A 12507-nucleotide genomic window follows, 5' to 3' on the forward strand; every position below is an offset into this window, starting at 1 on the left:
ACGATTCCTGGCAGCAGCAACGCTGCCATCCCAATGCGCCTGCCGGCGGAGGCGGCCCCGGCTGCTTCACCAGCGCCGATTCTTTTCAATTCAGCAGTTCTGGCTGGCGCGGTCTGCCCCATCCCGACTCGCCGGCGGCACGCTACCTGACGCCGCAGGAGATTCGCGCTCCGGCCCTCACCGAACGGGTGCAGGCTGTCGTCGAAGTCTATTGCCGGGCTCTGCGCCTGGCGCCTGCGGCGGTTTACCGGGAAACCGGCTGCCAATTGGATCAGGTTATTGACGGTTTACTGCCGGGTCTTCTGCAGATGCTGGCGGCGCTCGGCATTTGTGGCATGGCGGGAGCCAGTGCCGGCGCGGCCGTCGGCTTCTTTCTCGGCGGCGTAGGCGCCGCGCCCGGCGCGATAGTCGGCGGCGAATTAGGCCTGGAAGCCGGCACCGCGCTGCTGGCCTGGATGGGATTGGGTTTTCTTGCGGCCGCCATCGGCCAGGGCATGGGCGAGTTGACAGGCGTTCTCAGGCGCGCCGTCCTGTGCCTGGTATGCGCCTGAACATCATTTCCCGCCCTTCGAAACCGATAGGGCGGCTGAAGATCTGGCTCGGGCGGTGGGCATTTTATTCCGCCTGATGCTCCAGGGTCTTCTGGCGTATGTGCTCAAGAACGGCGCGGTTAGTGCCAGCCAGGCCGCGGCATCGACAGGCCAGGCCATTCTCAAGGGCGGCGCCCGCGCTGCCGCCGACGCAACATTGGCTGAAGTCTCCGCGCTGCTGCGGAAAAGCAAACTGCCGGATGGGTTTGTTATCTGGCTTGAAAGGAATTGGGACGATCTGAAACGAAATCCCAAACTGGCAAGCGACAAAACCGCCCCGAACATTTCATCTCAATCATCGTCGACAGTGACGCCGTCGGAACTGAAGGCCATGAGGGAAAGGCTGGGGCGTGAGGATGTCGCGGAAACTTCCAATAATAACAGTCAACCTGTCGCCGAAAGAGCCTCTAACGAGAAAGCGGCTTTAGGTGAACAAGTTGCTGGTGATAATATAGATCCAAACAAGAAAGGGGCAGCGCTTGGTGAATCTACAGGGAAGAATTGTCCAAATGTCCTAAACAATATCCGCATTCGTGGAGCAGCAGAAGCCCCAAGATTGGCACCATATAATTCGAATGCAGGTGGTGTTATTAGAACTCAACAGGAAGCGATTGATCTTGCTCGATCATATGGTGTTGAAATCGGTGACGATATAACAATCGGGTTTATGAAAAACTGGATTCGAACGGACGCAGATGCGGAATATTTTTATCGGTTGAGAGACTACAAACCAGATGATTGGGTTGAATGGGATGATTTTCTTCACGAAACTACTGGCAAGATTCCTGTTAGATTCAACGCCAATATCTTAAATAGTGATGAATCAATAGTAGCTCACATTGCGCATGAAATGCATGAGCTAAATGCACTGAGAAATATTTTTGCAGAGAGAGGAGCTATGCAAGCTCGAGAACTAAACAAACTAATTGCTACAAGGCGTCAAGGCGGTCTTGCTGGAAATCTTCACGAGCAAGCTTGGGACATAGCAGATCAACTTGTCTTCAAGATGAGAGGAGGTCAGTAAGATGAGCTTTTCACAGACTAAAATTGAAATAGAAGAGCTACTTGAAAATCACGCTAACGGACTTTACACCTCTGGAGAAGTTGTATCGATAGTCATAGGCTTATTTAATGAATCGAATATAGATGAACTTTGGGGGACGCTTCCCGATTGGTTGAAGAAAAATATATGCTCCCTTCTTGCTGATTTTTCTGAAATAGATGAGTTAGTTTCGTTTGGTAGGGGAGACCCCGAGCTTATCAGAAAACAGAGCTTATTCGTGAGAAATTGGCTTTCTCGTAACAGCTACATTTAGGTTATAGAAAGTCAATGGATGCGGCTTTCCATAAGTTGTTCCAGACAGCTTGAAATGGCGGTTTACTGCGCGAAACCGCCCTACTTCACTAACGGACGTTTTCAAGTAGATATTCCTTCGGAGCAAGTTTTGGGAGCTAATTATCTAGATCATCTAGAAGGCATTACGCGATTGGGTTCAAAAAACAGCCCGACTGGTTGGCAGCTTACTGATTTTACTGGTGCAGTTATTAAAATCAGATACCGTATCGATTACTAGTGGTCAAATTAAACTAACTACTATGTACCCAGAACCAAGGTAAAATTATGAGTAATATTCCCGAACCTCTGAAAAGTATTCTAAATGACTATTGTCATGTTGAATGGGCTGAAGAAATGAACGAACTACCTAATGATCTTTTAAAAGATGATTGGGCGTATGATGCTTCTCTTTTTAAATCACAACTGAGAGACGCTATTAATAATATTAATTTTTCGGTAGAAGATTATGAAAGTGTCACTGGCGAAGATTTTGACAGCGAAGAAGATTTAATTGAAAGATTGAAAGATATTTGGAATATTGCGTTTCAGGTAGAAGATCCATATAGGGTCGTATGATGGATGAATTATAATGGCCGTATGAAGCATGAATTGTAGGGTGGATTTGCTTTGGCAATCCACCAACAAACGGAGCCTTTACGCGATAAGGTATGCCAAATTCATAGGATGCTACCGACGTAAGGCCTGTCCTGAGCACTGTCGAAGGGAGACGCATCAATCGCGAGTGATGCGCTTCATCATGTTCAACACAGCATCATAGACCAAACAGCGAACGGCTCCATAGCCTCAGAATTGCTAACCTTGAAGAACCTCATCGGCCTGTAGAACATCACTCTGACCAAATTCGGCGATCAATTCCGACACAGCCGTTTCACAAGAACCGCAGCCTGCGCATGCGTCGGTCAGCTTCGATATGCTGTCCAGGTCATCGATGCCTTTATCGATTAGCTCCTTGATTTTCTCTTTGGTTGTGCCGCTGCAGTAACAAATAAAGTCTTTATCGTTTAAGTCAATATCGTTCATATCGTGTATTAATTGCATAGGATGGGGCAGGCCCATTAGTGGTGGTGCTGTAAACCCAAGCTATATTCTATCATGCGGCATGGCTCGTGTGTTCTACGAGCCACAGGTTCCAACCGATCAAGGCGTTGTAATGGGGCAGTCATAGTTGGTGTGCCCCCGCTCTCGGCCGGAAAGAACGGGCCATCGATATCAACAGACACTTAAATTGCGTTCTCAGGCTTATCCTTTTCAATAAAATAGAGCAGATAAAAAACTCCATACGATCAGATTTCCTGCACAACTGAAGAGCAGCCCGGCACCAATAAACCGGAGGGCTCACAGGTCGTGCTTCACCCTAGAGAAGAGGTCTGCCATGTATACGAAAAGAGTAAGCTTGTACTTTGCAATCATTATGATGCTTAATCCGTTTTCAGGTTTCGCATGGGCCACTGAGCCGAGCTGGCAGGGCGATCATGCTTCAGCATTCTCCTTTCTGTTCGGTAACCATATTGACAGCCACCAGCAGAGCCAATTGCTGGATAACGGCGAAATTCTTGGCTTTCTGTATATTGTCTTCACCGGCGAGGTCACGTCCGAAGGCTATCCTGTGGCGCATCATTGCAATGAGGATACGCCCTCCCGCGACTGCGTGATCGGCTGGTTCCTGCATGGCAAACCCGGACAGGCCACATTTCTCTACCATAACGCTGACCACCCCGTCTGGCTGGTAAACAGCCGCAACGATATCCCCCAGCCCGGCAGCTATGCGCATTTCCACTGGATCACGGACCAGAGCACCGATTCGCGCCCTGCCACTGATCCTCGCTGCAATGCGATGATGCCCGAGGAACTTGAGCCGGGAGCCAGCTGCCTAGGCTATTTTCTGGAACTCAAGGCCTTGAAAAGATTTGCCTTTCAGCATGGCGGCGAACGGATTCTGGTCGATCCGGGCGTCGATATTGCCACCCATATGAATATCGTCGCCAGCGTGCCGGAGGGCGGCCGCAAGCATTAAGCCTAGTTGCCGTCAGAGTGACGACCTGGATCGCTTCATCGAATTTTGCCATCTGAACCAGCGCCGCAAGAATTGATCAAACACTTTAACCTCAACACAAGGGAGAGCACCATGAAACTACTCAAGAGCGCAGCCTTAATTCTTTTTGGACTCAGCGTTAATGCCGTTGCGGCAGAGGATCTGGTTAAGAAAGCAAGCGACGCGGGCCTTAAGCCTATCCCGCAAAACCATGCCGAACTCTTCAAGCTGATCGACAACCCCGACAATCCGATCAACAAGGATAAGCTTGAGCTGGGCAAAAAGCTCTATTTTGATCCCAGACTCTCCAAGAGCAGCCTGATCAGCTGCAACACCTGTCACAACCTGGCCATGGGCGGTGTTGATGGCATCCCGGCGGCCATCGGACATAAATGGCAGCATAATCCCCATCATCTCAACTCGCCGACCGTCTATAACTCGGTCTTCAATGTCAAGCAGTTCTGGGACGGGCGAAGCCCGAGCCTGGAAGAACAGGCCACAGGCCCTATTGAAGCGGGTCCGGAAATGGCCATGCCGGCAGGACTGGCCGTAGAGCGCATTTCCTCTATTCCTGATTATGTGAATAGCTTCCGGAGGGTCTTTCCCGGCCAGCAAAATCCGGTGACGCTGGAAAATATCGGTAAAACGATCGGCGCGTTTGAACGCACGCTGGTCACCCCCTCCCGGTTTGACGCCTTTATGCACGGCGACGACGACGCCTTGAACGCCAAAGAGAAAGAAGGCCTTAAAGTCTTCATCGATAAAGGCTGCACATCGTGCCATAACGGCGTGGGCATAGGCGGCGGCTCCCTGCAAAAATTCCCTGCCGTCAAACCCTATAAATACGCCAGCCTGGGCGATTTCGTAGGAGATGCCAGCGGGATGACCAAGGTACCGTTGCTCAGGAACGTCGCCGAAACCGGCCCCTATTTTCATAACGGCGCGGTATGGGATCTGAACGAGGCGGTCAAAATCATGGGCGACACCCAGCTGGGCATCACTCTTACTGACCAGGAGGCAAACAGCATCGTCGCCTTCCTGGACAGTCTCACCGGCAAGAAGCCTGACGTGCATTACCCGGTGCTTCCCGCTTCTACCGCCAAAACCCCGAAACCCCAGGCTGACTGATACTGAGGGAGCGGCATTCATTACGCCCGTATCACTTGGCTTGATGACCAGGCTGTTTTGATTGAATGGCCTGGTCCAGTGTCAGAATGCGCATCGACGGCAATTGATGCGCTTATCCTGTTGGCGGCAAGATTATCTGCACCAAGCGGCCTATAACTACATGCGCCGCTTGATCGATATGGCGCCGCGTATTTCGCCGGCCTTGTAACCGGTCGCCTTGTCTTCCGGATATTCCTTTGCCAGTACCGCCTTCACGCCTGCCGGTATGTCGTTCGGCGTCCCGTGGCATTGCAGGCACATCGGCTGAGTCGGTATCGCTTTCATATACCGGAACCAGCGCCCCTCAGGCGCCTGAACGATGGCGACCTTTTCTATCTCGGCGGCGGGCTTGCCATCGTGAAATTCTCTGTCGAAATCTTCCAGGACTTGTCGCTCCCACTCATCCGGCAATCCTACTAACGGATTGCGGTTCTTCAGGGAGACGCGCTTGACCACCCGGCCGTCTTTCGAATAGCCGGCCGCCATCTCCGGCGCGATACGCTTGCAGATGCCGATCGCGCTTTCCGCGTTGCCGGCTTCCAACTGTTTTTTCAAAGTGCCGCCCAATGTCTGCATGAATTCCTTTGCGATGTTGCGGCTTTCCTCCAGCATTTGATCCGTTTCGCTATCCGCCGGTCCGGCAAACGAAGTCGCCGAAAAGATGAAAATCAAAACACTTTTTGCAATGAATTTGGGCATTTTTCTTCTCCTGGTATTGAATTATTCGTTATAACCCTACGTAATCCGGCAGCTTGAACGTAACGAAGCAATCGGTTCATTCAACAAGCCGTTTAGACAGCTCAGCCGGTATTTCATCACTTTTTTTATGCGTATTCGATTCGATGTTTAATGCGTTATCGTTACGGCCTGGGAGAACATGCAGAAAGAGCGCCCGAGCGTTCGGTCGATATCTATCGGAAATGGCATTGGCGGTATTGTAGCCACCTTTGGGTCGGTCATGACCTGCCGCTGGATGACGGGCCATGGGTGGCGTCAAATTGAAGGGCTGTGGATAGTCGCCAGCTTCAGCGGACAGGGAAGACCATAAAAAACCGCCTGCGGATTACCCGCCAGGCGGGTATATGGTGCGGCAATAGCGTTATGCTGCAGCTTGAGCGTGCTTGCGATTAAAACCCAGCAATCCGACCAGGCCCGAACCAAACAGCCAGACAGCCGCAGGAATCGGAACTTGAGACACTGAGGCATCAACAACGATGTTATCCAGTTGCAGGAATGGCCCGGGTGTAGTTAGAGGCGTCCAGGAAACCTGTGAAAGACCGAATTGATTAAATGTGAAAGTTTGCAAACCTACCAGATTATCCAGGGTAACAGTGGTTTGAAGAGTTGAAGAATCACCAAACAGGAAATTAAACTGAACATCTTCTTCTACCCCGTTGTTGTAGATATCCGCTAAATCAATGGAATTAAAATCAAACAGACCTCCGCCGATTTTTGTGAGGGTCATCGTTGAGCCGCCATAATTGTGGCTAAGGGTATTGCCTCCCGGGTCAGCATTATGTTGAGACCACCAGTTACCTATATCGTTACCCCAGAACACGAGGCCATCATGGTTATTTTTACTGTTGGATATTTGGAAGCCATCCTCTTGGTAAGGATTGCCATTTCCAAAATGGGAACTTAGGTCGACATCGAAATCAATAACGGCAGCCTGCGTGGCATTTATCCCGAATAGAGTCGAAAAGAGTACAACAGAACAAAATATCTTCTTCATTATAATGCCCTAAATAAACAATAACTTTAACCCCCCACTATTTGTTTTTGGTCTTAGTAGGCTGAATAGGAGAATATCAGCTTAGTCAATACTCGTCTATTATTTTTGTGACGAGCTTCACATTAATTTATTTGCCTAATTGATTTCATAATTCAATTAGTTTGTACAACCACCTCAGTAAGCAATATCTAACACAAGGAATCAGTAAATATTGAAAATAGGGTAATTATTATTTAATGGAGCAGACGATAAGAGATATTAGGGTAAGAGCAGCCATGCATCACAGCGGGCATCTTTTCAGCAGTCCTGTAAATCTGTCATAAAACTGTCACCTGTTTGTCACGGAATTTACTCGTAAAGTGATTATTCTGTCTGGATTTACAGTGAGCGAGGATAGACAGATGAATAAGTTACAAAAAGATATTTTTACCGGTCTATTTGTCATTGCCGCCGCTTTCGGTTTGATTTACGGTCAATTGATAGCCTTTATGAGCATCGCTCAGCAGTTTATGGCTCACAATTAGGCTGATGCTTTTTTGAAACCCATCAAAATCTTATTAAGACTGCTAACTATCTATATGGACGTAATGGATACGACCGCATTGAGCAATTGGCAATGACACGGGAGTTTCTTCATGCTATTTGCAGCAAAAATGCCTTATCCACTGTCTAGCTCAATTAACGCACAAGCACCACAAAGTATCACATGCTGAAAGTCTGGATTTATTGCTTATTAACCCTTGTCCTGTCAGGCTGCACTCCGGCGGAAAACATCAGGCCGGAGAGGGCGACGGTCAAAAACGTGATTCTGATTATCGGCGACGGCATGGGCCCGCAGCAGGTCGGCTTGCTGTTGTCGTATGCGCGGCAGGCGCCCCACAGCGTGATAGGCGACCGGATTACAGCGTTAGACCGCATGATGGAACATGGCCGGCTGGGCATCTCCATGACCTATACGGCCAATGCCCTGGTGGCCGATTCGGCCGCATCGGGCACGCAGCTGGCGACAGGGCTGCCGGCCGGCCCGGAAATGCTGGGGCTGGACCAGGACGGCAATCGCCAGGAAAACATCATCGAAAAAGCCCGGCGTATGGGCAAGGCGACCGGGCTGGTCTCGGACACACGCATGACGCATGCGACGCCTGCCGCATTTGCCGCGCATCAGGCGCACCGCAGCCAGGAAAATGATATCGCCGAAGATCTGCTGGCCGCACAGGCCGATATCTTGCTGTCCGGCGGTCTGGATTACTGGATTCCGCATCAGGGAGCGACTCCGCGGCTGCAACTGATCGGCAATGGCCTTGCCGTCAAATCGAAACGCAAGGACAACAAAGACCTGTTAAAACAGGCAGAGCAGCAAGGTTATGCGCTGGCTTTCAATAAAGCTCAGCTGCAACAGGCCAAAGGCAAAACGCTGGGTTTATTCGCCGGCTCCGCCATGCCGGACGGCATTACCGAGACGCGGCTTAGAGAGGATGCGAGCCATGCGCAGCCCACGCTGCGAGAAATGTCGGCCAAGGCGCTGGATATCCTGGACGACAATGAACGCGGCTTCTTTCTCATGATTGAAGCCGGGCAGATCGACTGGGCCTCGCATCGCAACGATACGGGCCTGCTGCTGCATGAAATGCTGCGCTTCAATGACATGCTGAATTACGTGCTGGACTGGGCGGCAAACCGGCAGGACACGCTGATCATCGTCACGGCCGATCATGAAACAGGCGGCTTCGGTTTCAGCTATTCGGCCGAGAACATTCCGCAGCCGCGCAAATTGCCCGGCGCCGTCTTCGCAAACAGCCAGTTCCAGCCCGGCTTTAATTTCGGCAGCCCCGAGGTGCTCGATAAACTGTACGCGCAACAGCTCAGTTATCACGATATTTTTAAACAGTTTGACGCCTTGCCTTTGCCGCAGCAGACGCCGTCAAAACTGGCCGAACTGGTCAATCGCTACACCGAATTCAAGATTACCGAGGCTCAAGCCGTGGACATTCTGGCGACCGAGGACAATCCGTTTTTTCATGCCGGCCATGGCGTCCTCGGCTCCAGGCGCGTGCCCAGGATGGATAGTAACGGGGCGTTTTTCGTCTATCAGCAGGACAATCGCGAAAACCTGCTGGCGCGCGCTGTCGCGGCCAGTCAGCAAGTGGTCTGGGCGAGCGGCACGCATACCAGTACCCCGGTCTATGTGTTTGCGCAGGGGCCGGAAGCCGGCATGAAACCTTTTGCCGGAATTCTACATCATACGCAGGTAGGCCGACTGATCAGCGATGCGTTGTATTGAGCCGAACCGACGCTACAGGAGATACCATTGACAGCATATTCTTATCGCTTTTTTGCAGCTGCAGTGACTGTCCTGAGCCTGGCGGCTATAAGTTATAGCGCTGTTTATTGGGGTGATTCAGACAAGCCTGAATCCTTTAAGCTGGTCGGCATCTTCCCGTCCGAGCCCCGTACCGCAGTGGCTTTTGACGAGAGAATCCTCGCATCGCCTTTACTGGATATGTCTCAAGGCAGGCCTTTGCTGATTGTCGCGGCATCGAACGGCATTGTTGCGGTTCAGGATGCCGACACAGGCGCGCTGGCGTGGCAGATTGCAGTGCCTGTTCCCGATGGCCAGCAGGTGGAGATCGCTTCGACGCCGGCGTTGATCGGCGACAAGCTGGTCGTGCTTTATCAATGTCTTGAACAAGGTCGGCGCACGAGCCACCGTATCGCCGTTATTGATCTGTCCCGGCGACAGGTACACAAAAATTTTCCGGTGCTGACTTTATCGGCAGAACTGCCGACAGCTGACGGCGCCGCTTCCGTAAAATTCAATCCGCCTACGGCTTATTCGCATGCGGCGGTCAAGCATGCGGTTAAGCCGGGGGCCGATCTGGGCTTTGTTTATGCATCCTTCGGCAATGCAGGCGATGCCCAGCCCTTTCACGGCTGGATTTTCGAAATCGACATGGATGCCTGGCAGCAACAAGGCGTGAAGCCGGCAGTCAGCAGTGTGCTGGTGACAACGCCGGAGGCGGGATGCCCGGTCACGACGGTTTATGGAGGAACAACCGAGATGATCTGCGGCGGCGGCATCTGGACGCCGGCCGGCCCGCAGATTTATCAGACCGGCGATGGCTTCGAACTGCTTGCGCCGACGGGCAACGGGCAGGTGGATCTGGCCCGGCGCGACTACGCCAATGCCGTGATGCGCTTGAAGCCGGGACTGCAGTTCGACCCCGGCTGCGATACCCGGTTGTGCGCCAATTTCAATCCGGGCAATCCGTCCGCGGACTGCATCGCATCCTGCAAGAATCTGTTCATACCGCGCCTGCCGGATCATAGCGCTCCATTGCGGCCGCACGGCGGCGAGTGCGACGATAAAACCTTTTGGGAGTGCCTGGCGCGCATGGATTATGATCTGGGTTCAAGCGCGCCGATAAAGGCGGAGCTGCAAAACGGCGCTTCGGTGCTGGTGCAGCCGGCCAAGGACGGCGGCGTCTACCTGATTGACGCAGACCATCTGGGCATGCAGTACGATCGTTTGCAGATCGTCGATCTGTGCGGCACATTGGACGATGGCTGTACAGCGCCTTGGCGAGGCATGATAGTCACGCAGCCGGTCATGGCTTATATCGACCGGGCGCCGGTTGTCGTTATCGCCACGTTTGTCTCCGACAAAACGCATCCGGCAGGTTTGGTTGCCCTGAAAATCGTGCTCGAAAACGGCCGGCCGCAATTCAGGCGGCTTTGGCAGTTTCCTGATCCGAAAATGCCGGAAGCCGTGCAGGCTTTCAGGAGTCATCCTAGTTTACCGGCCATCGCTTCGTCAGGTAAAAAAGGCGAGCCCTATGTCTGGGTGGTCGATATTGAACGGCATGGCGTCATCTACGGCGTGCGCCTGAAAGACGGCGCGCTGGCAGCCAAAGGCATCATGCAAGGCACAGGCCGTCCCTTGTCCATGCCCATTATCCACGATAATAAGCTTTATATTGCTTCCGATGAGCCGGGCACGAACAAATTCATGATGGAAGCCTATCGGATCGAGCCGGCCGAGTAGGCGTCATTCAAGCCGCACGAAGCAGCTTCAGCAGCGCTTCCGCGGCAGGTTCCGACGAGGCCGGGTTCTGGCCGGTCACGAGTTTGCCGTCCACCTCGATATAAGGCGCCCAGTCAGCAGCCCTGCCGTAAACGGCGCCCCGCTCTTTCAGCCGGTCTTCCAGCAGGCAAGGCACGACGGATGTCAAACCTACTGCCTCTTCTTCAGTGTTCGTAAACCCGGTCACGTGCCTGCCTTTGACGAGGTATTCGCCGTTCTTTCCATGCACATTCACCAGCGCAATCGGCGCATGGCAGACTGCCGCGACGGGCTTGCCGGCCTTCACGAAATTCTCGATCAGTGCGATGGCGTCGGCGTTGTCGCACAGATCCCACATCGGGCCGTGGCCGCCGGGGAAGAAGACGGCGTCGAAATCGCCCGCCGACACGTCGGCCAGCTTTTGCGTGCGGGCAAGTTCGGCCTGTGCGGCGGCATCTGCATGAAACCGTCTGGTGGCTTCTGTCTGGTTCTCGGGCAGATCGCTTTTCGGGTCAACCGGCGGCTGGCCGCCTTGGGGTGATACCAGCGTGATCGTCGCGCCGGCATCCTTCAGCACGTAATAGGGCGCGGCGAACTCTTCCAGCCAGAACCCCGTCTTTTCGCCCGTATCGCCGAGCCGGTCATGGGACGTGAGTACAATCAGAATCTTCATAGCAAACCTCCTGCTGTTTGGTTGCCCAGATTGTTAAAACCATTAGACCGGTTCGATAAGCAACATTTCATTGCCGCCCCGTTGAAATTCATAAGGAACGCGCCTGAGCTCTGCGCCAAAGCCTTGGCTTTCAAGGCATTGCATTATGAATTCCAGATGGGGTGAGCGGGTTCCGGCCAGCGTCAGCAATGGAAATACTCGCACTTGGCGGGCTACGCGCAGCATTTCCTTTAAAGCCTGAAGGTGAAATTCGGGCGATAAATGGTCGCTGTACAGGAACAGGAAATGCGATGACAGCGCGATATCGAAGCTGCCGTTTGCAAACGGCAGAGACGGTAATTCCGCGGCAATATAGCGGCCGTCACTTTTGCCGCTTTCGTAATCCGACAGGAACGTGTCCATGGCGGACATGCGGACGCGCCCGAGCTCTTCAAACGAAGCGATGGCCTTCCAGATGTAGTCGGCCTGGTTCTTGCGCATTTGCGCCATTATCGTTTCATAAGTCGCCAGGATGCGGTTTTTGATTTGCGCAGCGTCAAATGCATAGATCGGATCGATTGAAATGATGCGGCCGCCGCGCCGGGTCAGTTCCGCATTGAAGCCGGCCGGGCCGTCGCCGCAACCGAGAATGCCAAGTTTTAATTCGGTCTCCGTAAGATCGAACATGGCGATATATTCTTCATAGGAACGCCCCCACGGTACGATTTTTTCCAGTATTAAGCCCATTGTCGTCATTTATTTAATTAAATAACTGATGCTACGCAGTTAGTTGAGGTTTAATAAAGTGTCGCTAGCGCGACGGTTTTATTTGATCGGGTTTATCGCACCCGAAGGCGAATTGCTTGCTTTTAACAGCCTGTGTAGGCTGGGTTGGAGCTTTAGCGGAAACCCGGCAT

14 protein-coding genes are annotated in these 12507 nt (G+C 52.6%); 9 read left to right on the plus strand and 5 right to left on the minus strand.

Annotated elements, in window-relative coordinates; genetic code table 11:
• The 4 genes from IT781_RS20325 to IT781_RS20340 all read left to right on the plus strand — a co-directional run.
• A partial coding sequence (locus tag IT781_RS20325) for a DUF6861 domain-containing protein (protein ID WP_228779316.1) occupies positions 1 to 551 on the plus strand: 551 nt, incomplete at its 5' end.
• Positions 552 to 606: 55 nt separating this feature from the next.
• On the plus strand, positions 607 to 1614 hold the full coding sequence (locus IT781_RS20330) for a hypothetical protein (protein WP_194971998.1): 1008 nt from the start codon (positions 607 to 609) through the stop codon (positions 1612 to 1614).
• 1 nt (position 1615) lies between these two features.
• A complete protein-coding gene (locus IT781_RS20335; RefSeq protein WP_194971999.1) occupies positions 1616 to 1906 on the plus strand; it encodes a hypothetical protein in 291 nt (96 codons plus the stop codon).
• Between the two features lie 305 nt (positions 1907 to 2211).
• On the plus strand, positions 2212 to 2502 hold the full coding sequence (locus IT781_RS20340) for a hypothetical protein (RefSeq protein ID WP_194972000.1): 291 nt from the start codon (positions 2212 to 2214) through the stop codon (positions 2500 to 2502).
• 237 nt (positions 2503 to 2739) lie between these two features.
• Here the strand turns inward: IT781_RS20340 and IT781_RS20345 are convergent, their stop codons facing one another.
• The gene (locus tag IT781_RS20345) at positions 2740 to 2967 is read right to left on the minus strand and encodes a (2Fe-2S)-binding protein (protein WP_228779317.1); all 228 of its coding nucleotides are present in this window, start codon (positions 2965 to 2967) and stop codon (positions 2740 to 2742) included.
• A 352-nt stretch (positions 2968 to 3319) separates the two neighbouring features.
• On the opposite strand from IT781_RS20345, the gene IT781_RS20350 reads away from it, so the two are divergent.
• On the plus strand, positions 3320 to 3961 hold the full coding sequence (locus tag IT781_RS20350) for a hypothetical protein (protein WP_194972002.1): 642 nt from the start codon (positions 3320 to 3322) through the stop codon (positions 3959 to 3961).
• Between the two features lie 111 nt (positions 3962 to 4072).
• Positions 4073 to 5107 (plus strand): cytochrome-c peroxidase, encoded by a 1035-nt coding sequence (locus tag IT781_RS20355; protein WP_194972003.1) that lies wholly within the window; start codon positions 4073 to 4075, stop codon positions 5105 to 5107.
• A gap of 156 nt (positions 5108 to 5263) precedes the next feature.
• Here the strand turns inward: IT781_RS20355 and IT781_RS20360 are convergent, their stop codons facing one another.
• Both IT781_RS20360 and IT781_RS20365 read right to left on the minus strand, forming a co-directional pair.
• Positions 5264 to 5845, minus strand: coding sequence for a DUF3365 domain-containing protein (locus IT781_RS20360; protein ID WP_194972004.1), 582 nt, complete (start codon positions 5843 to 5845; stop codon positions 5264 to 5266).
• Positions 5846 to 6245: 400 nt separating this feature from the next.
• Positions 6246 to 6878: a VPLPA-CTERM sorting domain-containing protein gene (locus IT781_RS20365; RefSeq protein ID WP_194972005.1), complete on the minus strand. Its 633-nt coding sequence runs from the start codon at positions 6876 to 6878 to the stop codon at positions 6246 to 6248.
• A 401-nt stretch (positions 6879 to 7279) separates the two neighbouring features.
• On the opposite strand from IT781_RS20365, the gene IT781_RS22675 reads away from it, so the two are divergent.
• The 3 genes from IT781_RS22675 to IT781_RS20375 all read left to right on the plus strand — a co-directional run bounded on the left by IT781_RS22675 (position 7280) and on the right by IT781_RS20375 (position 10920).
• Positions 7280 to 7402, plus strand: coding sequence for a hypothetical protein (locus IT781_RS22675; RefSeq protein WP_255528734.1), 123 nt, complete (start codon positions 7280 to 7282; stop codon positions 7400 to 7402).
• Positions 7403 to 7584: 182 nt separating this feature from the next.
• Positions 7585 to 9159, plus strand: a complete 1575-nt coding sequence (locus tag IT781_RS20370; RefSeq protein WP_194972006.1) for an alkaline phosphatase — start codon at positions 7585 to 7587, stop codon at positions 9157 to 9159.
• 27 nt (positions 9160 to 9186) lie between these two features.
• Positions 9187 to 10920, plus strand: coding sequence for a hypothetical protein (locus IT781_RS20375; protein ID WP_194972007.1), 1734 nt, complete (start codon positions 9187 to 9189; stop codon positions 10918 to 10920).
• A gap of 7 nt (positions 10921 to 10927) precedes the next feature.
• Here IT781_RS20375 and IT781_RS20380 read toward each other — a convergent pair whose 3' ends face one another.
• Both IT781_RS20380 and IT781_RS20385 read right to left on the minus strand, forming a co-directional pair.
• On the minus strand, positions 10928 to 11611 hold the full coding sequence (locus tag IT781_RS20380) for a type 1 glutamine amidotransferase domain-containing protein (RefSeq protein WP_194972008.1): 684 nt from the start codon (positions 11609 to 11611) through the stop codon (positions 10928 to 10930).
• A 42-nt stretch (positions 11612 to 11653) separates the two neighbouring features.
• Positions 11654 to 12337, minus strand: a complete 684-nt coding sequence (locus IT781_RS20385) for a class I SAM-dependent methyltransferase (protein ID WP_194972009.1) — start codon at positions 12335 to 12337, stop codon at positions 11654 to 11656.
• Positions 12338 to 12507: the final 170 nt, after the last annotated feature.

Origin of the sequence: Methylobacter sp. BlB1, assembly GCF_015476545.1 — a bacterium.
Lineage (GTDB): Bacteria > Pseudomonadota > Gammaproteobacteria > Methylococcales > Methylomonadaceae > Methylobacter.

What these genes read in the sequence shown, in the direction of transcription:
- IT781_RS20355 (WP_194972003.1), top strand. Translation starts at nt 4,073, where the DNA reads ATGAAACTACTCAAGAGCGCAGCCTTAATTCTTTTTGGACTCAGCGTT.
- IT781_RS22675 (WP_255528734.1), top strand. Translation starts at nt 7,280, where the DNA reads ATGAATAAGTTACAAAAAGATATTTTTACCGGTCTATTTGTCATTGCC.
- IT781_RS20350 (WP_194972002.1), top strand. Translation starts at nt 3,320, where the DNA reads ATGTATACGAAAAGAGTAAGCTTGTACTTTGCAATCATTATGATGCTT.
- IT781_RS20345 (WP_228779317.1), bottom strand. Translation starts at nt 2,967, where the DNA reads ATGAACGATATTGACTTAAACGATAAAGACTTTATTTGTTACTGCAGC.
- IT781_RS20370 (WP_194972006.1), top strand. Translation starts at nt 7,585, where the DNA reads ATGCTGAAAGTCTGGATTTATTGCTTATTAACCCTTGTCCTGTCAGGC.
- IT781_RS20385 (WP_194972009.1), bottom strand. Translation starts at nt 12,337, where the DNA reads ATGGGCTTAATACTGGAAAAAATCGTACCGTGGGGGCGTTCCTATGAA.
- IT781_RS20335 (WP_194971999.1), top strand. Translation starts at nt 1,616, where the DNA reads ATGAGCTTTTCACAGACTAAAATTGAAATAGAAGAGCTACTTGAAAAT.
- IT781_RS20380 (WP_194972008.1), bottom strand. Translation starts at nt 11,611, where the DNA reads ATGAAGATTCTGATTGTACTCACGTCCCATGACCGGCTCGGCGATACG.
- IT781_RS20360 (WP_194972004.1), bottom strand. Translation starts at nt 5,845, where the DNA reads ATGCCCAAATTCATTGCAAAAAGTGTTTTGATTTTCATCTTTTCGGCG.
- IT781_RS20340 (WP_194972000.1), top strand. Translation starts at nt 2,212, where the DNA reads ATGAGTAATATTCCCGAACCTCTGAAAAGTATTCTAAATGACTATTGT.
- IT781_RS20365 (WP_194972005.1), bottom strand. Translation starts at nt 6,878, where the DNA reads ATGAAGAAGATATTTTGTTCTGTTGTACTCTTTTCGACTCTATTCGGG.